Source organism: Lactobacillus sp. OTU4228 (assembly GCF_001006945.1).
GTDB classification, from domain to species: domain Bacteria; phylum Bacillota; class Bacilli; order Lactobacillales; family Lactobacillaceae; genus Lactobacillus; species Lactobacillus amylovorus.
On sequence record NZ_CDLD01000004.1, the window covers coordinates 137722 to 160028 of the forward strand.

Sequence of the window (22307 nt, forward strand, 5' to 3'; positions counted from 1 at the left end):
AAGAATAAGTTCTTCGCACATAGCGAAGGACTTATTTTTTTGTGTAATTTATTTTATGATGCAAGGTATAAATAAAAAATTAACGCCATATCAATGGGTAATGGCGATTTTATCCATTATTTCAATCTTTTTAATTTTATTAGATTTTGCGGCAGTAATTAGCATCGATCAACCTACGAGCAAATGGTTTTGGATAAATGCGGGTATCGTAGTCTATTTTGCAATTGATTATTTTTATCATTTAAGACAAGCAAAAGATAAAAAGGTTTTCTTTAAAACACATATCTATGATTTATTGAGCATTATTCCAATGGGACTGCTATTCGTTGGACTAAACGTCTTTAATTTGTCTGGATTAGTGTCGGACTTGCGATTATTACGTTTGATTCGACTGGCCGGTTTAATGGGAAAATTAAGGGAAATCTTTCATACCAACGGCTTACTTTACGTTATCTTTTTTACCATTACGTTTATTTTAGTTGGTGCTGAGGCCTTTGCGATTGCCGAACATGTGACACTGGATACGGCTTTTTGGTGGGTTGTTTCAACTGCTTCAACAGTCGGTTATGATGCAATTTTTGGTAAAACAATTCCGCCTCACAGTATTGTAGGGAAGTTCGTCACGTTGATAACAATGCTCTTGGGTATTGGTATTGTCGGTATGCTGACGTCATCCATTACGTCATATTTAATGCGGCGAACGAATGGAGCTCATACTCATGAGACGCATGATAATATTGAATTAATTCTGAAAAAGCTTGATGATATTGAAAAGCAAAATCAGGCCTTAACGGATCAAAATAAAAAGCTACAGGCCGAAATTGAAAATTTAAAGACCGAGCAAAATTCAAGTGAACTAAGTAAAATAAAAGATTGGTTTGAAAAAAGAAAGGATAATTAGATGAGCGAAGAAAAAAATCAAATGTACTTTGCGGCAGATCCTACGGCTAAGCATGATGAGCACGTTGTAGATTATCATGTAGATGATATTGATTTGAAATTTACCACTGATGCCGGCGTCTTTTCCAAAATGCGAATTGATTACGGTAGTGGCGTTTTAATCAAGACCATGAAGGACGTAACTTTTCCTAAAGAGGGTATTTTGGACGTAGGTACTGGCTATGGCCCAATTGGTTTGTTTGCAGCTAAGTTTTGGCCTGATCAAACAGTTGATATGGTTGATGTTAATGAGCGTGGACTTAATTTAGCTAGACAAAATGCCAAGAATAATCATATCTCTAATGTGGATATCTACACTTCTGATTGTTATGCACAGGTGGATAATGATAAAAAGTTTGGCTTAATATTAACAAATCCGCCGATTAGAGCCGGCAAAAAAGTCGTAAATGAGATTTTAATGGGTGCAAATGAGCATTTAGTGAGTGGTGGCGTTCTCTTAGTAGTAATCCAGAAAAAGCAGGGAGAACCTAGTGCCCGTAAGAATATGACTGCCATTTACGAAAATTGTGAAATTTTAACAAGAGATAAAGGCTATTATATCTTAAAATCAACTAAGAATTAAATAAATAAGAATTGCGTAAAAGCCTTATTAGATCAATATTAGAGTTTATAAAAATGCTTTCTTTTGGCGATTAGCCTCTCTATAATAAAGATATAAAGATAGAGAATATGTGAAGAGGTTAATTAGTCATGAAAAAAGTTTGGAAATATATCGTTGCTGTTTTAATTGTAATCGTTGGTGTATTTATGTTGGGTTGGATCTCAGGCGATAACGAAACTGCTGGCCCAGCAAGTATCACTGCATTGTATCTTATTTTGTCAGGTATCTTCTTCTACCACAACTTTAGAAATCGCAACATCAGTACTTTATAATCAGTACTCACTAAAAGATTAAAGGACTAGTCAAAATGGCTAGTCCTTTTTTGGTAAAATAAAATGGAAAGAACTTAAATTGAATGTGAGTGAAAATAATGCTTTCTAGCGATGATAAACAGAAATACATGCAATTAGCCATAGCCCAGGCAAAAGAGGCTGAGAAGCAAGGAGAAGTTCCTATCGGAGCCGTAATAGTTGATCCTGATGGCAAGGTAATCGGCACTGGTTATAATAGGCGAGAATTAGATGAAGATGCCACCCAACATGCGGAGATGATTGCTATTAAAGAAGCATGTAAGAATTTAGGCATGTGGAGACTAATTGACTGTAGTTTATTCGTAACTTTAGAACCTTGTCCGATGTGCGCTGGTGCAATTATTAATTCGCGCATTAAGGATGTCTATTTTGGTGCGCTTGATCCTAAAGCAGGCGCCTGTGGATCAGTTGTGGATTTATTTACTGTGGAAAAATTTAACCACCATCCTCATGCAATTCGCGGTCTTTATCGTGATCAATGTGCCCAAATGTTAAAAGACTTCTTTAGAGCAATTCGGCAAAAACAAAAAGAAGCAAAACAAGCTCAAAAAGAAGAAAATAATTAATTTTTTGAGGCAATAAACTAGAAAAAAGTTCTAAAATACGTTATTATACTTTTTGGGCAATGTTTGACCTCTGAAGCGTGTCAGGACCGGAAGGTAGCAGCACTAAGGTCGTTCAGGCATGTGCCCTTTATTGGACATTAACAAGCTCTTAGCTCTTTTAGAGTTAGGAGCTTTTTTACTAGGGAAGAGAATTTATGGCTTATCAAGCACTATATCGAAAATGGCGGCCACGGACTTTTGATAGTGTGATTGGTCAAGAAGCAATTACCGATACGCTTAAAAATGCGATTATCCGAGGCAAAGTTTCTCATGCATTCTTGTTTGCGGGACCTCGTGGTACTGGTAAGACCTCTTGTGCCAAGATATTTGCGAAAGCATTAAACTGTACTAATCTTCAAGATGGTGAACCATGCAATAAATGCGCCAATTGTATTGCGGCAGATCAAGGATCAATGCCTGATATTATGGAAATCGATGCGGCTTCCAACAACGGTGTTGATGAAATCCGTGAAATTCGTGATAAGGTAAAGTACGCTCCAACAGAAGGAAAGTACAAAGTTTACATCATCGACGAAGTTCATATGCTCTCAATGGGTGCTTTTAACGCATTGCTTAAAACGCTAGAAGAGCCACCAGAGCATGTCGTTTTCATTTTGGCAACGACAGAATTGCAAAAAGTACCAGCTACGATCATTTCTAGAACGCAGCGCTACAATTTTAAACGAATTTCCAAGGCTGATCTTGAAAAGAGAATGAAGTATATTCTCGATCAAGAAAATATTAAATACGAAGATAAGGCAATTGCGGTCATCGCACAGGTAGCTGATGGTGGGATGCGTGATGCGCTCAGCATTTTGGACCAGCTGCTTAGTTATGAAAAAGAAAGCGTCAATTATGAAGATGCTTTGCAGATTACTGGTTTTGCTGATCGTAAAAATGTCGAACAAATTTTGCTTAAATTATTAAGTAAAGATGCACCCGCTGCTTTGAAGCTAGCTCAAGAAGAATTAGATAAGGGTGCTAGCTCCAAGAACATCTTGGATGAATTAGTCGATATGGCCACCAAGAGCTTGATGATCATCAAAACAGGCGATGACGATAAAAATATGTTTTTATCGGAAGACTTTATCGCTAAAATAAAAGATGTACCTACTTCAACATATTATCGTTTGATTACTTTGGCTAATAAGGCATTGAACGATTTGCGCTATACTAACCAGCAACAAATTCCATTGGAAGTATTCTTGGTAGAGGCTACTACAAGTGAATCGAAACAAGTAGCAGCATCAACATCTGCACTTGTAGCTAAGACTGCACCAGTACCACAACAAGGTAGTACGGACATTTCTGCGGAACTCGCCGCTTTAAAGAATCAAGTGGTTGAATTAACGCAAAAAGTTCAACAGCTTTCCAAGAGACCATCTTTTGCAAAAGATCAGGTTTTTCAATTGGATACGGCGATTCCAAAATCAGTGCCTAAGGCGAAGGCCAAGCCGGCTGAACCAGTTAAGAAAAAGCCAGTCAAAAATATCAAAAAAACTACAGCAGAAAATCGCAAACAGGTTTATCATGTTCTTGAAAACGCCACTAGAGATAATTTAAATACCATCAAAAATGTGTGGCCTGATTTGCAATCTGTCTTGGCAGTTTCTGAAAGAGCATTGCTTGATGTACTTGAACCAGTGGCAGCTAGTCCTGATCAAGTAGTCATGAAATGCAAGTATACTTTGTGGTTTGAAAATGCTAGTTCAGATAGTGATTTGCTGGAAAAATTAACGAGTTATATCGAAAAGTTTGCTAAACATTATTATGGTATCGTTTTAGTCCCAGATAGTGATTGGCTGGCAGTAAGAAAAGAATTCGTTGAAAGTCACAAGGCTGAATTATTAGCTAAGAAAAAGCAACAAATCGAAGATAAAGAAGAAGCAGACTCCAAAGAAGATACCGAAGTAATTGATAAAGCTAAGGATCTATTCGGGGATGCAGTAACCATTAAAGATTAAGGAGATAAAAACAATGAGTAGAAGACCTAATTTCGGCGGTATGGGCGGTATGAACATGCAACAAATGATGAAGCAAGCTAAGAAGTTGCAAGCTCAAATGGCAGAAGAACAAGAAAACATTACTGCCCAAGAATTTACCGGTAAGTCAGCAGATGATATGGTAGTTGCTACATTTACTGGTGACCGTAAGCTTAAAGACCTCAAGATCGATAAAGAAGCAATCGATCCAGACGATCCTGATATGTTGCAAGATTTAGTAATCGATGCGGTTAACAAAGGCTTAGCTCAAATCGATGAAGCAACCCAAGCAAGTTTAGGCAAATACACGAAAGGCTTGATGTAATTGCAATATCCATTACCAATAGCTCATTTAATTGATGCTTATATGAAACTTCCAGGCATTGGTGAAAAGACCGCCACTAGATTGGCTTTTTACACAATGGATATGCCGCAAGAAGATGTGGAAGATTTTGCTAGAGCATTAATTCAAGTGAAAAAAGATATCCATCAATGTCCAATTTGTGGCAATATTACCGAAAAAGATATCTGTGATATTTGTTCTAACCCTAATCGTGATCAAACAACGATTATGGTGGTTGAACAGCCTAAAGATGTAATGTCTTTTGAAGAGATGGGTGAATACAGCGGTTTGTATCATGTGCTTCACGGCGTATTATCACCAATGGATGGAATTGGTCCAGAAGAAATCAACATTAAATCTTTAATTACTCGTTTGCAAAAGCATGACGAAGTTAAAGAAGTGATTTTAGCTCTTAATTCGACTCCTGAGGGTGAATCAACCGCAATGTACATCAGCAAATTGATCAAACCAGCTGGTATTAAAGTTACTCGCTTAGCTGCAGGTTTATCTGTAGGTAGCGATATTGAATATGCCAATTCAATTACTTTGAAACGGGCAGTACAAGGAAGAACGACTCTATAATGGCTAGAAAAAAAGATAAAATCAAAGAACTCGGCGATCAAAAATTAGTAGCCGAGATTGAAAAATTACAAAATCAAATTGCGTTAGAGCAAGATTTAGATCAAACTACTTTGGATTTATCTGATGATAATTATATCCAAGGCAAAATTTTAAGAGCCAAGTATACTTTTTTGTATAATGAAGCTCGTCATCGAGGCACAAGATTTAGTGGTATCACTAACGCGATTACTCAATAAAATTAGTTCCAATTTTGGGGCTTTTTTATTTTGCCTAATAAAAAACTACAAGGACTGTTAATCTCTGTGAAACTTCTGTAAAATAGACCTATGGAGGATTTTATGACAGGTTATTTTGTTAGTTTCGAAGGCCCAGATGGCGCAGGAAAAAGTACAGTTTTAAAGGAAGTATTGGCTAAAATAGGTTCTCAGCTTAAACCACAATATCTTGTGACGCGTGAACCCGGTGGATCAAAGATCGCAGAAAAGATTCGTGATATTATTTTGGATCCGGCCAATGATAAAATGGATGCCAAAACTGAAGCACTTTTATATGCTGCAGCGAGAAGTCAACACGTAGAAGAAATTATCAAGCCAGCACTTGAAGCAGGCAAGATTGTTTTTTCAGATCGCTTTGTGGATAGTTCTTTAGCTTATCAAGGCGAAGGCCGTGATTTAGGTATTAAAGAAGTAAAGCAGATCAATGATTTTGCTACAAATAAGTTGGATCCAGATTTGACTTTCTTTATCGATGTCGCTCCTGAAATTGGTCTTAGCCGAATTCAAAAACTCCGTCCAGGCCAAGAGGATCGCTTAGAGCAAGAAAATTTATCTTTCCACACAAAAGTCTACCAAGGCTTTTTGAAGGTAAGGGCTATGTATCCTGAACGCTTTGTGACGATCGATGGAACTCAACCGATTGACCAAGTTGTAGATCAAGTAATTGCCACACTAAAACAGCGAATGCCAGAGATATTTTAAGGACTGATTAAATGAAATTAGTAATCGCTATTGTTCAAAGAGAAGATTCAAATAATTTACAAAGAGCATTTGTTCAAAATGATTTTCGCGCTACTAAATTAGCAACTTCAGGTGGTTTTCTAAGTCAAGGAAATACGACCTTTTTAATTGGTTGTGAAGATGAAAAAGTAGACGATGTTTTGAAGATAATTAAGCAAGAGTCTCGGGCAAGAGAAGAGATTGCAACACCACACATGCTTTCTACTGGATATGAAATTACCCAACCATTGAGGATTACAGTTGGTGGTGCAACTTGTTTTGTTGTCCCAGTTGATGAGTTTAAGCGATTCTAATGATTGATATTACAAATGTGGGTACGAAGCAAACCCAATTCTTACGTTGCGCATATGAGCAGAAGAGGTTAGCTCATAGTTATCTTTTTGTTGATAGTGATGAAAATCGTGCACTTAACACAGCTTATTGGCTAGCATGTTTATTTAACTGCACTGGTAAAAATAAGCCTGATGGTACTTGTCAAAACTGCAGACAAATATTATCAGGCAACCATCCGGATGTTTTACTTGTCGGACCTGAAGGTAAGCAAACTTTGGGGATTGATCAGGTAAGACCACTTAAAGAAGAACTTGCTAAGAGTCCGGTCGAAAGCAGCAGACGCTTCTTCTTTATTAATGAAGCACAAAAATTAACTTTATCCGCTGCTAATGGTTTACTTAATCTGTTGGAAGAGCCGATTGCACCGGTGGTCACGATTTTGATTACTAATAATAGCGATCAGATTTTACCGACAATTCGCTCAAGAACACAGATCATCAATTTTGATAACGGTGAAAAACCTGATGGCAAAACTGCAGTACTGCTTGAGAATGGTTTTTCTAAAGATGAAATTGATGAATTAGGCAATCTGGAAAAAAGAGACCAGGAGATCAAATATTTTTATCAAGAAATGCTTGAACATAACAGTTTGGCATTAGTTAGCGCGCATAAATTATCCGAAAATGCTAAGCTGGTATCAGAGCAACGTTACATTTTAGTTAGGTTAAAGCTGCTGGCAGAACATGATTTAAATGATCCGCGAAAGATGGGAATGGCTGCACAGATGCTCAAAAACTTAATTGAGGTAGATAAAATGCGGTTGAGCAATGTTAGTTTACGTAATTCGTTAGATTATCTTGCCTTAGAATGGAAGTAGGTGTTTTAAGTTGGATCCATATTCAAAATTAAAAAAGGTAAAAGAAACTACAGAAAATATGGCTAAGACTATTGCTAGTCTTGAAAATGATATTTTAGATACTTTGAAAGAAAATACTGAGCTAAAAGTTGAAAATCAACTGTTGCACGAAAAGTTAGACAAACTAACCGCAAATCAAGCAGCACCTGAAACTAAAACGCAAAGTGGATTAGAATCACTGAAGAAGATTTATGATTCAGGCTATCATATCTGCAATATGTATTATGGTTCTCACCGTGATCCTAGTGCAGACTGTATGTTTTGTCTTGATATCTTAGACAATTTTGGCGAAAAAAAGGGTATTAAAAAGGACGGTAGATAAATGAAACGTCAAAGCAGTTATGCCAAAGATGAAGGAAAACTTTATTTAGTACCTACACCAATTGGTAATTTGAAAGATATTACTATTCGAGCAAAAAAGGTATTAACTGATGCCGATTATATTGCTGCAGAAGATACGAGAACGAGTGGCATTTTGCTAGAAAAAATTGGTGTCCACAATAAGATGATCTCATTTCACAAATATAATTCTAAAGAACGTGCTCCTGAATTAATCAAGTTGATGAAGGATGGGGCCGTAATTGCGGAAATTAGTGATGCGGGGATGCCGGTAATTTCTGATCCAGGCTATATTTTGGTTCAAGAATGTATCAAAAATAATATTCCAGTAGTACCTCTTCCAGGTCCATCTGCCTTTGCGACAGCTTTGATTGCTTCAGGCTTTGATGCTCAGCCATTTACTTACTACGGCTTTTTACCAAGAAAATCATCCGAACAAAAGCCATACTTTAAACAAATGGAAGAAGCTAAGGCTACCTCAATCTTTTATGAAGCACCTCACCGTTTAGCTAAAACCTTAAAGAATTTAAGCACTGTTTTACCAGCGGATCGACAAATTGTGGCGGCACGAGAATTAACTAAAATTCACGAAGAATTTATTCGTGGCACGGTTAAAGAAGTAACTGAGTATTTCAGTGAAAATGCACCACGAGGCGAATTCGTTATCTTGATTTCACCAAATACTGAAGCACCTAAACAATTATCTTGGCCAGAATTGATTGATTTAGTAAACGATTTGGTAGACAAAGGCGAATCCAAAAAAGATGCGATTAAGCAAGTTGCCAAGGAGTACAGTGTTTCTAAGAATGAATTGTATGACCAATATCATCAAAGGTAATTACTAATGAAATATACTGAAGACTATCAAATCGAATTTAAAGATTGTGATGAAAATCGTCGCTTGAAGATACCGGCCTTAGTAGATCTCTTAATGCAGACTTCAGAACACCAATTAGATCAAGGTGGTGCCGGTACAGACGATTTATTAAAGCGCGGATTAGGCTGGGTAGTTACGCAATACCGCTTTGATATTAACCAATTGCCTAAGCCCAAAGACAAGGTCAAATTGAGTACGATAGCTAGCGGCTATAATCGCTTTTTTGAATATCGTGATTTTTGCGTAGACGATGAAGCAGGTAATTCGTTAGTTGATGTAAAGAGCCAATGGGTGATGCTAGATTTGAAGAAGCGTCACATGGTTCCTGCTGATTTAAAAATGATGGAAGATTGGGGGGCGCCGCTACTTAAAAAGATGCCCCGTTTTCCTCGCCTGCGACCACAAGAAGAATACGATCATGAGCGAGTATACCGTGCGCGTTACGATGATTTAGACACTAACCATCATGTAACTAACAGTCATTACTTCAGTTGGTTTATTGATATGCTGGACCGTGATTTTTTGAAAGATCATGAAATTAGTGCCATTGATATTAAATTTGATAAAGAAGTACATTATGGAAAAAATGTGCATTCTTGCATGACTTTAGTTCAGGATGATGATATTACCTCATATCATGCCATCAAGACTGATGATGGAACTGAGCAAGCAGTTTGTGAATTAAAATGGCGTAAGATATAATAAATAAAAACATGACACTTGGGTCATGCTTTTTTTGTCGAGGGAGGACAGCAAATGAGTGTTAAGAAAATTTTACGAACTAATTTACAACAAATGATCTTTTTAGGGATCGTTGTGGCAATGAAAATTATCCTTGGACAATTTTCAATTGGACCAACTACTGTTAAGGTAGGCCTAGGTTTTATTGGGAGTGTATTACTAGGCTACTTTTTTGGCCCAGTTTGGGGAACTATTGGAGGCGGAATTAGTGACTTAGTTAGTTCAGCAATTTTTGGTAATCAAGGTGGCTTCTTTATTGGTTTTACTCTAACCGCTATGGCTGGCCCCTTGATTTATGCTTTGTTTTTGTATGATAAGCCAGTTAAAATTTGGCGGATAATCGCTTCAACCATTTTGGTTACACTTATCGTAAACATTGGCATGAATACATTATGGCTGCACATTATGTACAATCTAGATTTTAAAGCAGCTTTGATTCAACGCTTACCTAAAGAAACGATCGTACCATGGATTCAAATGGTAGTAATCTACTTTGTATTGCAAGCTGTTTCTCGTGTTAAAATAAAAAAGTGATTTAAAGCGGAAAGAGAATAATAGTAATGAAAATCTTAAGTGTTTCTACAGCTACTAATCATTTGAGCGTAGCTTTAAATGAAGATCAACAAGTAATTGTTGAAAAAAATGAACGAGATGAACGTAATCACAGTGAACATCTTGATCCATTAATTGACGAAATTTTAAAAGGAAACAAATTAACTTTAAAAGATATTGATCGCTTTGCAGTCGCAATTGGACCTGGTTCATATACTGGATTAAGAATTGGGATTACAACTGTTAAGATGTTTGCCAGCATTTTAGATAAAGAAGTAGTTGGCATTTCAACTTTGCAAGCTTTGGCTAAGGGTGTTGCTGGGGATGCACTCGTCATCGCTGGTCTTGATGCGAGAAACGATAACTACTTTGCTGGTGGTTACAAGAGCGGTGATATTCCAGAAAATGTAATTCTAGATGGTCACTACAACATTGATGCTTTAATTAAGGCTATTCAAGAATATGCCGCTGAAAATGAAGTAAAGAAGATCGTATTCGTAGGATCAGGTCTTGAAAAGCAAGATGAAAAGATCAAGGCTTTAAATATTCCTTATGAATACGGAGATGATGATCAAAATGTAATTCATGCCGGTTTAATTGGTAAGTTAGCTGTTTCAGCTACTCCAATTGATCCTGACAAGTTATTGCCACGCTACTTACGCAGAACTCAAGCGGAAGTTGATTGGCATAAGAAGACAGGCAAACCATTCGAGCCTGACAGTCATTATGTTGAAGAAGTTTAATCAATTTTTCCATCCACAAATTAATCGAATTGATATGAGCTTTACGCCATTTATGGCAAACGTGAATGGTAATATTTTGCAGATAATGCAAGCAACAGATGATAATATTCCTGATTTATTGGTTTTGGAAGAACAAGTATATTCGGGTCGAACACCTTGGAATAAATTCTCTTTTGAAACTGAATTAAGAAAAAGACGCAATTCTCTTTATTTAGTTGTTTATCAAGCGTCTACTTTGGTTGCCTTTATTGGGGCACGCTTTAGTCCTGAAGAAACTCATATTACTAATATTGCAGTTGCACCAGCTTATCAACACCAACACATTGGTCGCTATTTAATGCAAATGATGATCGATCGTGCTCGTGAAAATGATAGTGATAGTGTAACTTTAGAGGTTAAAACCGATAATGAAATTGCTCAAAGATTGTATCAATCATTAGGTTTTAAAGGGAATTTTATTCGTAAAGATTATTATCAAGATACGCATACTGATGCCATGAATATGGTGTTATGGTTGAAGCCACATCAGATTAAAAGAAAGAAGTTTACGTTTTGAGTGAAAAGAAAGATGTTCGCATTTTAGCTTACGAAAGTTCATGTGATGAAACTTCCACTGCCGTGATCAAAAATGGACGTGACATTGAGAGTTTGATCGTCGCAACCCAAATCAAAAGTCACCAACGTTTTGGCGGGGTAGTGCCAGAAGTTGCCAGTCGTCACCATATTGAAGTAATTAGCCAAATTACTAAAGAAGCTTTAAGTGAAGCAAATTGTACTTGGAAAGATATCGATGCAATTGCCGTAACTTATGGTCCAGGCTTAGTTGGTGCACTTTTAATTGGTGTTAGTGCAGCTAAGGCTGCTTCAATGGCTACCGGTATTCCTTTAATCGGTGTTGACCACATTATGGGTCACATTATGGCTGCTCAATTGAAGGATGAGATCGAATACCCAGCCCTTGCTTTGCAAGTATCTGGTGGACATACCGAAATTGTTTTATTGAAAGATCCAGTTCACTTTGAGATTATCGGTGATACTCGTGATGACGCTGCTGGTGAAGCTTACGATAAGATCGGTCGTGTTCTTGGCGTAAATTACCCAGCTGGTAAGACAATTGATGCATGGGCACATGAAGGTAAGGATACCTTTAACTTCCCACGTGCAATGATGGAAGACGATGACTATGACTTCTCATTCTCAGGTCTTAAATCTGCCTTTATTAATACTTGTCACCATGCAGATCAAATTCATGAAAAATTGAACAAGTATGATTTAGCAGCTAGTTTCCAAGCTGCAGTTATTGATGTTCTTGCTCACAAGACGATCCGTGCAATTAAGCAATACAAGCCTAAGACCTTCATCATGGGTGGTGGGGTTGCCGCAAACCATGGTTTACGTGACCGCATGAGTGCTGAAATTGCTAAGTTGCCTAAGCAAGATCAACCTAAGGTTATTTTGCCAGACATCAAGCTTTGTGGTGATAATGCCGCAATGATTGGTGCAGCCGCATATAACCTTTACAATGATGGTCAATTTGCGGATCTTACATTGAATGCAGATCCATCACTGGAATTGCCATATGCTAAGAGCATGTTAAATTAAAACAGATAAAACAAATAAAAGACCTAGGATATTTCCTAGGTCTTTTAGTATGTAAACTATTTTATTCAAATTCTTTTCTGATTTTAGCGCCGTCTTCATCCAATTTTGGTGAATCTTTTTGTAAACCATATGAATTCCAAGTACTGTATTTCATTGGAGAGCCCAATACTTCGTTACCATCAGGCAATGTTTTGACCATGCCACGCGTAATAATTTGATCTAAACGGCGAGTTTTATCAACGTTTAAAACCAATCCGGCAGGTACGCCAGCATCATGCAGGATCTTATCCCATTCAGCAGCATCTTTAGTCTTGAGGACACTTTGCATTGCATCCTTAACTTTTTGCCAGTTTTTTTCGCGTAAGTCGTTAGTTTTGAAGTCTTTTTGCTCAACCCATTCATCGTGGCCTAAGGCATGTGATAACAGACTCCATAAATGATCGTTACCACAACAGATGGCAATAGGCTGATCTTTACAGTCAAAGGTATCGAATGGATACATATCTGGGTGACGATTGCCGATACGATGTGGCACCTCGTGAGGCCCCAATGCGAGCATCAAATCCTGAACCATTAAGGAGAAGGTAGAGTCAAGCATTGAAACGTCAACAGTAGTTCCTTTACCAGTACGATCACGAGCAACTAAGGCCGTCATAATGGCGCTATAGCCCATAATACCGGCCACTACATCAGACACTGAAGTACCGACTCTAGTTGGTTTGCCTTCGGGCGTACCAGTTGCATCCATTAAGCCTGAAACAGCTTGAATAATCGTATCGTAAGCCGCTTGTTTAGACCAAGGACCATATTGACCAAAACCAGAAATAGAGGCAAAGATCAATTTGGGATATTTTTTGACCATTTCTTCAGGGCCAAATCCTAGACGCTTCATAACGCCAGGACGGAAGTTTTCAACTACAACATCTGCTTTAGCAATCATTTTTTCGGCTAATGCATGGTCTTTAGGATCTTTTAAATCTAAAGCAATGGATTCTTTACCCGCATTGCAGATTCTAAAGTATTCACTAGAACCATCAGCGATGTATGGTCCCATATGACGCGTATCGTCACCAGTTTTTCGTTCAATATGAATTACCCGTGCACCTGCATCTGCTAACATTCTGGTACAGGTTGGGCCTGATAAAACGTGGGTAAAATCGACGACTAAAATACCGCTTAAGGGGTAGGGCTTATCTTTATCTAAGTGAACATTTTTAGCTTCTAATTCACTGTAATTAGGTTCGGTCATTATGACACACTTTCTATGTAAAAGAAAAAAGCTGTCCAGATTTTGAACAGCTTTTTTCGGTAAATTAATTATTCACCTTTGATAACTTCAGTGCGCGGGTTCTTAGGACCTTTAGCCTTAGAAATTACGCCTTCTTCAGTTAACTTTTCGATTTGATCTGGATCGTAACCAAGTGAAGATAAGATTTCTTTGTTGTTTTCACCAAGGTCTGGAGCGCGTTTGTAATCAGGCTTGTAGTTAGAAAGAGTAAATGGTAAACCAATAGTCTTGAATTTGCCACGATTGCCACCTTGATCAATAGTGACAATTGTACCATCTGAGTTCAAGTCTGGATCATTTTCAAGTTCGTGCCAGTCAAGAACAGGACCTACAGGAACACCAGCAGCACCAAGCTTCTTAGTTAATTCGTACTTGTCGTATTGCTTAGTGTAGCTTTCAATTAATGGGTAAATTTCTTCCTTGTGTAATTGACGGTTTTGCCAGCCATCAAAGCGAGGATCAGTAATCCATTCTGGGTGACCCATAGTGTTGGCAATTGCTGCCCAGCTCTTATCGCTGTTTTGAATAACGATGTAAACATAAGCGTTAGGATCAGTTTCCCAGCCTTTAGCCTTGTAAGTCCAACCAATAACTTGACCACCTTCAGTGTTCTCAGCACGAGGAATAGCCTTGCCCCATTTCCAGTTAGGGTAAACAGCGTAGTGAGGTAAAGCACCCAAGTTGTCTAACATGATTTGGTCACGTAACTTGATACGGCAAAGGTTCAATACAGCATCTTGCATTGATTGGTATACGAAAGTACCTTCACCGGTGTGTTCACGTTGAAGAAGGGCAGCTAAAATACCGATTGTTAAGTGCATTCCTGAGTTGGAATCACCTAAAGCAGCTGCTGATTGAGTAGGTACATTGTTTTCACCCTTGTTCCAACCAGTAGCAGAAGCAGCACCACCAGCAGATTGAGCAACTGGTTCAAATGCCTTAACATTTTCAAAACGTGAGCCTTTGTTAAAGCCCTTCAATGAAGCATAGATCAACTTGGGGTTCATTGCATGCAATTTTTCCCAACCAAAGCCATTACGTTCGGCAGAACCAGGAGCGATGTTTTCAACAAAGACATCGGCCTTCTTGATTAAGTCGTACATAATCTTTTTACCTTCGTCAGTCTTGATATTCAAAGTCAATGACTTCTTGTTAGCATTTAATTGCAAGTAGTAAAGACTCCATGAATCTTGAATATCAAGCAATTCATTTCTAGTTGGGTCACCAGTGTTGGTACGTTCAACCTTGATAACGTCAGCACCGAGCCATGCTAAAAGTTGAGTACATGAAGGACCAGATTGTACTTGAGTCCAGTCAACAACCTTAATACCTTTTAAAGGTGCATATTTATTTTCTTCAGATTCTTCAGCCATTATTTATTCTCCTTTTCTTCAGATTCTTCAGCCATTATTTATTTTCCTTTTCTTCAAGAGAACTTAAGTCCAACTTTGGGTTTAAGTTGCCAATGTGACCTGATTCTTTACCCATTGATGCTGGGATTTGAGCATCAATAATTGTTGGGTTGCCTGATTCGTATGCTTTTTCGAGGGCATCTTTCATTTCAGTGTAGTTATTTACACGGTAACTGTCACCGCCAAATGCCTTAGCAATGTCACCATAGTGAGCGTCGTGATCCAAGACGGTTGGGCCTGGTTGGTCAGGAACAACGTTAACATCACCGTTGTAAATACCACCGTTGTTAACAACAACGACAATAACAGGTAAGTGGTAACGGCAGATAGTTTCCATTTCCATACCGTCAAAACCAAAGGCTGAGTCACCTTCAAGGGCGATAACTGGCTTGCCAGTTTCAACGGCTGTAGCGATGGCGTAACCCATGCCGACACCCATAACACCCCAAGTACCAGTGTCAAGACGGTGACGAGGTTTTTGCATGCTGATTAAGTTACGACCAATGTCCAAGGTGTTAGCACCTTCACTTACTATATAAGTATCTGGATGTTTTTGAAGAAGGTCATTAATAGGTTCGATTGCACTGTAGAAACCTAAAGTTGGCTTAGCTTCTGAAGCAGAGATTCTCTTAGCAAATTTAGTGTTGTTCTTTTCACTTTCGGTCTTAATTTGATCAAGCCAATCTTGCGGTGCCTTGACACCAGCGTCAATAACAGCAGAATTGAATTTTTGCATTACTGACTTAATGTCACCTTGTAATGGAGCATCAATCTTTCTGTTGGAATCAAATTCAGTTGCATCAATATCAACTTGAATGAATTTAGCATCTGGGCTGAATAATGGTGAACCACCATTTGAAAGCATCCAGTTAAGACGAGCGCCAACCAGAAGAACAACGTCGGCTTGACCAAGTGTAAATGAACGAGCGGAGGCAGCAGATGCTGGTGAGTCGTCTGGAACAACACCCTTAGCCATTGACATTGGTAAGAATGGAATGTTGGTCTTAGCAACTAATTCTCTGATTTCATCTTCAGCTTGAGCATATGCGGCACCTTTACCAAGAAGAAGTACAGGGTGCTTAGCATTATTTAATAATTCAACGGCACGGTTAATTGCTTCGTCTGATGGTAATTGCTTTGGTGCTGGATCTACTACTTTGTAGATGTTGGCATCTGACTTTTGTGCAACAGTGTCGCTAACAGTTGCTGCAGGAAGGTCCAAATAAACACCACCTGGACGGCCACTAACTGCTGTTCTAACAGCACGAGCAACGGCTAAGCCCATATCTTCTGCACGATCAACACGGTAAGCTGCTTTACAGAATGGTTTAGCAACGTTGTATTGATCAAGACCTTCGTAATCTCCACGATCAAGGTCGATAATGTGACGATCAGATGAACCTGAGATCATAATTAATGGGAAGCAGTTCTTAGTAGCTTGTGCTAAAGCTGTTAAACCATTTAAAAATCCAGGAGCGGATACAGTTAAAGCTACACCAGGTTTACCTGTAATAAAACCAGCAGCTGCTGCTGCATCTACGGCTGAGTCTTCACGTCTAAATCCATAAAATTTCATACCCTTTAGTTCAGCTAAACGGGCAAAATCGGTAACTGGAATACCTACAACACCATACATATTGTTTAATCCATTGGCTTGTAAAGCATCGATTAAAAGTGCTGCACCAGTGAGTGATGTATTATCAACCATGATAAATCCTTCTTTCTAAAATAAAAAATCCTTATAACTTCACATTCAAGATCAAGATACACCTCTTAAAAATAAGATACAAGCAATTATAAGAATAAACCACGTTATTTATAATACATGTATAATAAGGCGAAAAAACCACTATAACTATTTAGTTATAGTGGCTGTCTTTTATTCAAAGTTATCTAGTTCTTCGATAGCCTTTTCCCAGTTGTTGTTAGCAGTATCTAGTTGCTTTTGAATCTCGTCTAATTGTTCTTGAAGAGGTCCCAATTTGTCAAAGTTAGAAGCAATCTCTGGGTTAGCCATTTCGTTTTGAATATCTTTTTCTTTAGCTTCTAAGTCTTCGATTTCTTTTTCCGCTTGATCGATTGCTCGTTGCAATTTTCTCTTTTGCGAATCACGCTGTTTTTGTTCCTGGTAAGAAAGCTTTTGTTCACTAACTGCCTTTACAGGTTCCGCATCTTCAGTTGCGCTAGCTGTGGCATTAGCTTGCTTTGCTTTTTCATCAAGGTAGTAAGAATAGTTACCATTATAAATCTTGGCATGACCATCTCTAACTGAAACGATCTTATTGGCAAGTTGGTTAATGAAGTAACGGTCGTGGGATACAAAGAGCAAAGTACCATCAAAGTCCTTCAATGCTTTTTCAAGCACTTCTTTAGCTTCAATATCCAAGTGGTTGGTTGGTTCGTCCATTAGTAAGAAATTGTCATGTTCAAGTGACAAGACAGTTAAAGTTAAACGCGCCTTTTGACCACCAGATAATTGTCCAACTGTTTTATCGATATCTTTAGCCGTAAATAAGAAACTGGCCAAAATTGAACGAACGTCACGTTCTGGCATAGTCTTATGACGATCCCAAACGGTGTCCAAAACAGTCTTAGATGGATCGAGTCCTTGCAATTCCTGGTCGTAGTAACCAATGTCTAACGAAGCACCATACTTGATTGAACCGCCTTTTGGCTTCAGCTGCTTCATAATTGTCTTCAGTAAAGTAGATTTGCCGATCCCGTTAGGACCGATGACGGCGACACGATCACCTTTGTTTACTTGGAAGGAGATGTCACTCACCATCGTTTTTTCAGGATAGCCAATAGTTAAATCATTAAAGATTAAAACTTCCTTACCAGATGGACGCTCGCTACTAAAGTGAATACGCACCTTGTTCTTATGCTTAGGCGGCTTGATGCGATCGATCTTTTCTAGCTTCTTGCGGCGACTTTGTGCTCTCTTAGTAGTTGTGGCACGAACCAAGTTTTTTTGAATGAACTCTTCATCTTTCTTGATTTCAGCTTGTTGTTTTTCGTAAGCAGCTTCTTGATCTTTATCACGTTGTTCACGCTGCATTACGTAGGCAGAATAATTACCTTTAAAAGTAGTCAGCTTACCAAATTGCAACTCAAAAATTTGTGTTGCCAAATGATCCAAAAAGTATTGGTCGTGGGATACTACTAAAATGGCGCCGCTGTAGTTCTTTAAAAAGCCTTCCAGCCAATCAAGCGTATCTAGGTCCAAATAGTTGGTTGGTTCGTCTAGTAAGAGCAGGGCAGGCTTACGCAAAAGCAACTTAACGAAGGCTAATCTGGTTTTTTCACCACCAGATAAACTACTAATGCGTTTTTGCCAAGTATCTTCAGGAAACTTAAAGCCATTAAGGATACTCTTGATATCTGATTGGTAAGTATAGCCACCTTTTTGTTCAAAATTGAACTGCTTTTGGTCATATTGCTTTAGTAAGTCCTGATCTTCAGGATAGTCTGCAATTTGTTGCTGCATGTTGGTTAATACTTTGCCTTCTTTGATTAAAGGAGCAAAAACGGATTCCATTTCATCCCAGATAGTTTTGTCTTCGTCTAAAGCATTTTCCTGGGCGATATAACCTACATCAATACCTTTATTAACGGTAAATTCACCACGAGTAGGTTCTTGTTCGCCTGTCATAATTTTTAATAGGGTAGTTTTACCAACCCCATTAGGGCCAACTAAGCCGATTCTTGCATTTGAATCGATTGAAAAAGTAACGTTCTTAAATAACGTGTTGGCACCAAATTGTTGTTCTAAATCGTGTCCTTGTGCAATAATCATAATTTTTCACCTAATCATTATTCTATCATATGATGCAAGCCTAATATTACTGGTTTTCTCATGTCAATATGTGAAAAAGTGTATCTTTGTGAAAAAGATACTTGCACAAAAGGTATAATAACAGTTATGATGGTAGTGCTTGATTGTACATTCACAAACATGGAATAAGTTTGGAGGGCTTCAAATGGAAAAAATAAAGATTCCAAAGGCAACAGCCAAAAGATTACCACTATATTACCGTTATTTGCTGATTTTGAATGAAGAAGGCAAAGATAAGGTTTCATCAACTGAATTGTCAGAAGCTGTTCAAGTTGATAGTGCCTCAATTAGAAGAGACTTTTCTTATTTTGGCGCATTAGGTAAACGTGGATATGGCTACGACGTTAAGAACTTGCTTACATTCTTCAAGAAGATTTTGAATCAAGACACATTGACTAATGTTGCCTTGATCGGTGTAGGTAACTTGGGACGTGCTTTGTTAAATTACAACTTTAAACGTAGTAACAATATTAGAATTTCATGTGCTTTTGATATTAATAAGGAAATCACTGGTCGTATTTTAAGCGGTGTTCCCGTTTATGACATGGACGATTTAAAGCAACAATTGAGTGACCAACAAATTTCAATTGCAATTTTAACCGTTCCCTCAACTGCAGCGCAAAAGACAACTGATGAAATGGTAGATGCTGGTGTAAAGGGAATTATGAACTTTACTCCAATTAGATTGTCTGCTCCAGCTAATGTCCGTGTACAAAACGTAGATTTAGCCACTGAATTACAAACACTGATCTACTTCTTAGACAGCGATAAAGAAAATTAATGCCAAAACAAAAACGACTGAGATTCAACTCAGTCGTTTTTTTATGCGGTCGTTTCACTTTTAATTAGTTTTACAGGCAATGTGTAGTTCATTTGCTTTAGCTCTTCGTCGGGATGTGCAATTCGCTTTAAAAGCAAATCCACTAATAATGTAGCAATATCGTGAATAGGTTGGGCGATGGTGGTTAATTCAGAATGATAAGTCTGAATCAATTTAGTGCCATCAAAGCCGATTACTTTTAATTCCTTAGGGACTTTAATACCTAATTTTTTAGCTTCTTGTAAAACCAAGATAGCAGTTAAATCGTCAGTGCAAACTACGCCATCAGGATGGTTTTCAACTAACATGTCATGAATTTGCATATTTTTAATGTTAGAAGAATCAGAAAAAGCGACAGAACGAATATGTGGTTTTAAGTCATGCTTTTTCACTTCATCGAGATAGGCATCCAATCGTTCATCGGTAGGATTGCCTTTTTTATGTTCATTACCCAAAAAGTAAATCTTTTTACAGCCGGCTTGAATTAAATCATGCATGGCTAATTTGATACCTTGGTAGTTATCACAACTTACGATAGGGACATTATCAGATAATTTACGGTCAAAAGAAACAATTGGCAAACCTAATTGCTTATATTCTTCAATCCCCAAGTTGTGTGCACCTGCGATAATACCATCAACTTGATTGGCTTGGAGCATGCGTAAATATTCATGCTCTTTTTCTTTATCACGACCAGCGTTGCACATGATAACTTTGTAGCCTTTTTTGAATAATTCTTCTTCGATGTTTTGCACTAGTTCCGCAAAAAATGGATTAATAATACCAGGGAAAATCAATCCAACTAGATTCATTCTTTTGCCTTGAAGAGAGCGGGCAACAGAATTGGGTTGATAATTTAGCTTTCGCATTGCCGCAAAAACTTTATCTTTGGTTTTTTGACTTAAATAGCCATGGTTGTTGATTACACGTGAAACCGTAGTAACTGAACAACCTGCTTCTTTGGCAACATCGCTTAATTTAGCTGCCATCTATATCACCTTAATCTAAAGAATAGTTTTCATTTGCCATAATTTACCATTATAGTGTGTCTTTTGTGCAAATGCGAATTTAGTATTGTTTTGATCTGCAAAATAACGACCGGTTAAAACTTCTTCGCCGTGGTTCACGAAAATTTCAATTAATGAATGATCAATAAAGATGTTTAACTTTAAGTCAGTGTTAGCCTCAAAGTTAGCTTGTCTAGTTTCACCATAATCGACAGAAACTTTTTGACCAGCGTTAGAACGATCAAGAATTAAAGTTCCGTTTTCAGTGTCGAAATCAAGTTTAAGGCCGCTAGTTAAATTATCGTTTGCGGCAAGATAAAGACTGCCTTTTTGACCAGCTTTAATTGTGAGTTCAGCTTCATATTGTTGACTAGCTTTGTTTTCGTCTGAAATTTCTTTTTCATTGTAACGAAGTTCTTGCATAGCAGAAACAGGTTTTTGCATTAACTTACCATCTTTGATAGATAATTTTTTGACTTGACTAAGGCAGTTGGCCCAGTTTTCATTATCGGTTGGGTAAGTGGTATCTGGTAAACCAACCCAGCTGATTTCATAGACTTTGCCATTAGGTGCGTTAAATGCTTGGGTAGCGTAAACGTCGAAGCCTTTGTCCAAATTGTGCAATTTACCAGGATTGATTAATTTATGATTTTTAAAATCAATGTCGTCGGCAATGATGTACATGTTAGGGTAGATGTCATCGTAGTCGGTAATCTTCTTGTCTAAGCCTTGAGGGCAGAAAATTACAACAACGTGGCCATCGACTCTAACAATGTTAGGACATTCGATCATGTAACCTAAGTCATCTGTGCCCATGTCTAAGAAGCCTAGTTCTTCCCAATTCTTTAAATCCTTTGATTTCCACACATCAATATGACCATGTTTTTCAGCTTTGTCTTGTGCACCCAAAATAGCGTAGTAGGTGTCGTTTTGCTTTAAAATTTGTGGGTCGCGGAAGTGTTCAGTAATGTGGTCAGGATTCTTAAATAAGATAGTTTTATCAGCAACCTTCCCATTTTTGTCCATCCAAGCACCAACTTGGTAAGGGATGCGAACCCAATTTTCATCGCGGTGGTTACCTGTGTACATTAGGAATAATTTGCCGTCAATTTCACGAGCAGAACCTGAGTATGCCCCGTGAGAATCAGCCATTGTATCGGGTTCAACAGCTAAGCCTAAGCTTTCCCAGTTAACTAAATCTGATGATTTAAAGTGAACCCATGACTTTAAGCCGTGAACAGCACCAAATGGATATGATTGATAGAAAAGATGATATTCACCATTAAAATAAGAGAATCCATTTGGATCGTTGATTAAGCCTGAAATTGGATGTAAATGATAATGCATTTGATAAGGGGAATTCGCGGCCTCTGCTTGCAAGTCGAGCAAGGTCTCAGCATCCCATTTACTGTAAGGTAAGTAACGTTTTTCTCTAGTCCATTCCATAATATGCCTCCATGTAAGCGGTGTCTTTTAACTTTATTTTAGTAGATAACAAAAAA

At 38.0% G+C, this 22307-nt stretch carries 25 protein-coding genes and 1 other RNA gene; 20 read left to right on the forward strand and 6 right to left on the reverse strand.

The features are described 5' to 3' along the window. Positions 1-55 precede the first annotated feature (55 nt). The 19 genes from BN1206_RS01485 (at position 56) to tsaD (ending at position 12443) form a co-directional block, all read left to right on the forward strand. Entirely contained in the window at positions 56-901 is an 846-nt protein-coding gene (locus tag BN1206_RS01485) for an ion transporter (protein ID WP_013437190.1), read from the forward strand. Beyond that, a complete protein-coding gene (locus BN1206_RS01490) occupies positions 902-1522 on the forward strand; it encodes a class I SAM-dependent methyltransferase (protein WP_013437191.1) in 621 nt (206 codons plus the stop codon). 128 nt (positions 1523-1650) lie between these two features. After that, complete coding sequence (locus tag BN1206_RS01495; RefSeq protein ID WP_013437192.1) at positions 1651-1833, forward strand: hypothetical protein; 183 nt, start codon at positions 1651-1653, stop codon at positions 1831-1833. Positions 1834-1931: 98 nt separating this feature from the next. Beyond that, on the forward strand, positions 1932-2438 hold the full coding sequence (gene tadA / locus BN1206_RS01500; protein ID WP_013437195.1) for a tRNA adenosine(34) deaminase TadA: 507 nt from the start codon (positions 1932-1934) through the stop codon (positions 2436-2438). Between the two features lie 51 nt (positions 2439-2489). Beyond that, positions 2490-2570: signal recognition particle sRNA small type (gene ffs / locus BN1206_RS09355), an RNA gene on the forward strand. Between the two features lie 62 nt (positions 2571-2632). Continuing rightward, positions 2633-4441: a DNA polymerase III subunit gamma/tau gene (dnaX, locus tag BN1206_RS01505; protein ID WP_013437196.1), complete on the forward strand. Its 1809-nt coding sequence runs from the start codon at positions 2633-2635 to the stop codon at positions 4439-4441. Between the two features lie 13 nt (positions 4442-4454). Then, on the forward strand, positions 4455-4784 hold the full coding sequence (locus tag BN1206_RS01510; RefSeq protein WP_013437197.1) for a YbaB/EbfC family nucleoid-associated protein: 330 nt from the start codon (positions 4455-4457) through the stop codon (positions 4782-4784). Then, the gene (gene recR / locus BN1206_RS01515) at positions 4785-5384 is read left to right on the forward strand and encodes a recombination mediator RecR (protein ID WP_013437198.1); all 600 of its coding nucleotides are present in this window, start codon (positions 4785-4787) and stop codon (positions 5382-5384) included. After that, complete coding sequence (locus BN1206_RS01520; RefSeq protein WP_013437199.1) at positions 5384-5620, forward strand: YaaL family protein; 237 nt, start codon at positions 5384-5386, stop codon at positions 5618-5620. Before recR ends, BN1206_RS01520 begins: the two co-directional genes overlap by 1 nt. Positions 5621-5722: 102 nt before the next feature. Further along, the gene (tmk, locus tag BN1206_RS01525; RefSeq protein ID WP_022087065.1) at positions 5723-6361 is read left to right on the forward strand and encodes a dTMP kinase; all 639 of its coding nucleotides are present in this window, start codon (positions 5723-5725) and stop codon (positions 6359-6361) included. 11 nt (positions 6362-6372) lie between these two features. Continuing rightward, on the forward strand, positions 6373-6693 hold the full coding sequence (locus BN1206_RS01530; RefSeq protein ID WP_013641509.1) for a cyclic-di-AMP receptor: 321 nt from the start codon (positions 6373-6375) through the stop codon (positions 6691-6693). Further along, the gene (locus tag BN1206_RS01535) at positions 6693-7550 is read left to right on the forward strand and encodes a DNA polymerase III subunit delta (RefSeq protein WP_014565564.1); all 858 of its coding nucleotides are present in this window, start codon (positions 6693-6695) and stop codon (positions 7548-7550) included. The genes BN1206_RS01530 and BN1206_RS01535 overlap by 1 nt, the downstream gene beginning before the upstream one ends. A 10-nt stretch (positions 7551-7560) precedes the next feature. Next, entirely contained in the window at positions 7561-7911 is a 351-nt protein-coding gene (yabA, locus tag BN1206_RS01540) for a DNA replication initiation control protein YabA (protein WP_013437203.1), read from the forward strand. Further along, complete coding sequence (rsmI, locus tag BN1206_RS01545) at positions 7912-8766, forward strand: 16S rRNA (cytidine(1402)-2'-O)-methyltransferase (protein WP_022087064.1); 855 nt, start codon at positions 7912-7914, stop codon at positions 8764-8766. A gap of 6 nt (positions 8767-8772) precedes the next feature. Then, a complete protein-coding gene (locus tag BN1206_RS01550; protein WP_052542785.1) occupies positions 8773-9507 on the forward strand; it encodes an acyl-[acyl-carrier-protein] thioesterase in 735 nt (244 codons plus the stop codon). Positions 9508-9561: 54 nt separating this feature from the next. Beyond that, the gene (locus BN1206_RS01555; RefSeq protein WP_013437206.1) at positions 9562-10080 is read left to right on the forward strand and encodes a folate family ECF transporter S component; all 519 of its coding nucleotides are present in this window, start codon (positions 9562-9564) and stop codon (positions 10078-10080) included. 26 nt (positions 10081-10106) lie between these two features. Beyond that, a complete protein-coding gene (tsaB, locus tag BN1206_RS01560) occupies positions 10107-10841 on the forward strand; it encodes a tRNA (adenosine(37)-N6)-threonylcarbamoyltransferase complex dimerization subunit type 1 TsaB (protein ID WP_052542787.1) in 735 nt (244 codons plus the stop codon). Next, complete coding sequence (gene rimI / locus BN1206_RS01565; protein WP_013437208.1) at positions 10825-11397, forward strand: ribosomal protein S18-alanine N-acetyltransferase; 573 nt, start codon at positions 10825-10827, stop codon at positions 11395-11397. Before tsaB ends, rimI begins: the two co-directional genes overlap by 17 nt. Further along, positions 11394-12443, forward strand: coding sequence for a tRNA (adenosine(37)-N6)-threonylcarbamoyltransferase complex transferase subunit TsaD (tsaD, locus tag BN1206_RS01570; protein WP_013437209.1), 1050 nt, complete (start codon positions 11394-11396; stop codon positions 12441-12443). The genes rimI and tsaD overlap by 4 nt, the downstream gene beginning before the upstream one ends. A gap of 61 nt (positions 12444-12504) precedes the next feature. On the opposite strand, the gene BN1206_RS01575 is transcribed toward tsaD, so the two are convergent. The 4 genes from BN1206_RS01575 to BN1206_RS01590 all read right to left on the reverse strand — a co-directional run bounded on the left by BN1206_RS01575 (position 12505) and on the right by BN1206_RS01590 (position 18939). Beyond that, positions 12505-13692 (reverse strand): CoA transferase, encoded by a 1188-nt coding sequence (locus BN1206_RS01575; protein ID WP_052542789.1) that lies wholly within the window; start codon positions 13690-13692, stop codon positions 12505-12507. 68 nt (positions 13693-13760) lie between these two features. Next, positions 13761-15104, reverse strand: a complete 1344-nt coding sequence (frc, locus tag BN1206_RS01580) for a formyl-CoA transferase (RefSeq protein WP_014565565.1) — start codon at positions 15102-15104, stop codon at positions 13761-13763. A gap of 34 nt (positions 15105-15138) precedes the next feature. Next, a complete protein-coding gene (gene oxc / locus BN1206_RS01585; protein ID WP_013437212.1) occupies positions 15139-16851 on the reverse strand; it encodes an oxalyl-CoA decarboxylase in 1713 nt (570 codons plus the stop codon). Positions 16852-17022: 171 nt separating this feature from the next. Further along, positions 17023-18939: an ABC-F family ATP-binding cassette domain-containing protein gene (locus tag BN1206_RS01590; protein ID WP_052542790.1), complete on the reverse strand. Its 1917-nt coding sequence runs from the start codon at positions 18937-18939 to the stop codon at positions 17023-17025. Positions 18940-19123: 184 nt separating this feature from the next. Between BN1206_RS01590 and BN1206_RS01595 the strand changes: the two genes are divergently transcribed. Beyond that, a complete protein-coding gene (locus tag BN1206_RS01595) occupies positions 19124-19759 on the forward strand; it encodes a redox-sensing transcriptional repressor Rex (RefSeq protein ID WP_013437215.1) in 636 nt (211 codons plus the stop codon). Positions 19760-19800: 41 nt separating this feature from the next. Here BN1206_RS01595 and BN1206_RS01600 read toward each other — a convergent pair whose 3' ends face one another. Together BN1206_RS01600 and BN1206_RS01605 are read right to left on the reverse strand one after the other, a co-directional pair. Further along, positions 19801-20787 (reverse strand): LacI family DNA-binding transcriptional regulator, encoded by a 987-nt coding sequence (locus BN1206_RS01600; RefSeq protein WP_014565567.1) that lies wholly within the window; start codon positions 20785-20787, stop codon positions 19801-19803. Between the two features lie 15 nt (positions 20788-20802). Beyond that, positions 20803-22251 carry a sucrose-6-phosphate hydrolase gene (locus BN1206_RS01605; protein WP_052542793.1) on the reverse strand — a complete coding sequence of 483 codons (1449 nt, stop codon included), beginning with the start codon at positions 22249-22251 and terminating at the stop codon, positions 20803-20805. Positions 22252-22307 lie beyond the last annotated feature (56 nt).

Coding starts and splice junctions, on each gene's coding strand:
- BN1206_RS01485 (WP_013437190.1), top strand. CDS start 56: ATGATGCAAGGTATAAATAAAAAATTAACGCCATATCAATGGGTAATG.
- BN1206_RS01490 (WP_013437191.1), top strand. CDS start 902: ATGAGCGAAGAAAAAAATCAAATGTACTTTGCGGCAGATCCTACGGCT.
- BN1206_RS01495 (WP_013437192.1), top strand. CDS start 1,651: ATGAAAAAAGTTTGGAAATATATCGTTGCTGTTTTAATTGTAATCGTT.
- tadA (WP_013437195.1), top strand. CDS start 1,932: ATGCTTTCTAGCGATGATAAACAGAAATACATGCAATTAGCCATAGCC.
- dnaX (WP_013437196.1), top strand. CDS start 2,633: ATGGCTTATCAAGCACTATATCGAAAATGGCGGCCACGGACTTTTGAT.
- BN1206_RS01510 (WP_013437197.1), top strand. CDS start 4,455: ATGAGTAGAAGACCTAATTTCGGCGGTATGGGCGGTATGAACATGCAA.
- BN1206_RS01520 (WP_013437199.1), top strand. CDS start 5,384: ATGGCTAGAAAAAAAGATAAAATCAAAGAACTCGGCGATCAAAAATTA.
- tmk (WP_022087065.1), top strand. CDS start 5,723: ATGACAGGTTATTTTGTTAGTTTCGAAGGCCCAGATGGCGCAGGAAAA.
- BN1206_RS01530 (WP_013641509.1), top strand. CDS start 6,373: ATGAAATTAGTAATCGCTATTGTTCAAAGAGAAGATTCAAATAATTTA.
- BN1206_RS01535 (WP_014565564.1), top strand. CDS start 6,693: ATGATTGATATTACAAATGTGGGTACGAAGCAAACCCAATTCTTACGT.
- rsmI (WP_022087064.1), top strand. CDS start 7,912: ATGAAACGTCAAAGCAGTTATGCCAAAGATGAAGGAAAACTTTATTTA.
- BN1206_RS01550 (WP_052542785.1), top strand. CDS start 8,773: ATGAAATATACTGAAGACTATCAAATCGAATTTAAAGATTGTGATGAA.
- BN1206_RS01555 (WP_013437206.1), top strand. CDS start 9,562: ATGAGTGTTAAGAAAATTTTACGAACTAATTTACAACAAATGATCTTT.
- tsaB (WP_052542787.1), top strand. CDS start 10,107: ATGAAAATCTTAAGTGTTTCTACAGCTACTAATCATTTGAGCGTAGCT.
- rimI (WP_013437208.1), top strand. CDS start 10,825: ATGTTGAAGAAGTTTAATCAATTTTTCCATCCACAAATTAATCGAATT.
- BN1206_RS01575 (WP_052542789.1), bottom strand. CDS start 13,692: ATGACCGAACCTAATTACAGTGAATTAGAAGCTAAAAATGTTCACTTA.
- frc (WP_014565565.1), bottom strand. CDS start 15,104: ATGGCTGAAGAATCTGAAGAAAATAAATATGCACCTTTAAAAGGTATT.
- oxc (WP_013437212.1), bottom strand. CDS start 16,851: ATGGTTGATAATACATCACTCACTGGTGCAGCACTTTTAATCGATGCT.
- BN1206_RS01590 (WP_052542790.1), bottom strand. CDS start 18,939: ATGATTATTGCACAAGGACACGATTTAGAACAACAATTTGGTGCCAAC.
- BN1206_RS01595 (WP_013437215.1), top strand. CDS start 19,124: ATGGAAAAAATAAAGATTCCAAAGGCAACAGCCAAAAGATTACCACTA.
- BN1206_RS01600 (WP_014565567.1), bottom strand. CDS start 20,787: ATGGCAGCTAAATTAAGCGATGTTGCCAAAGAAGCAGGTTGTTCAGTT.
- BN1206_RS01605 (WP_052542793.1), bottom strand. CDS start 22,251: ATGGAATGGACTAGAGAAAAACGTTACTTACCTTACAGTAAATGGGAT.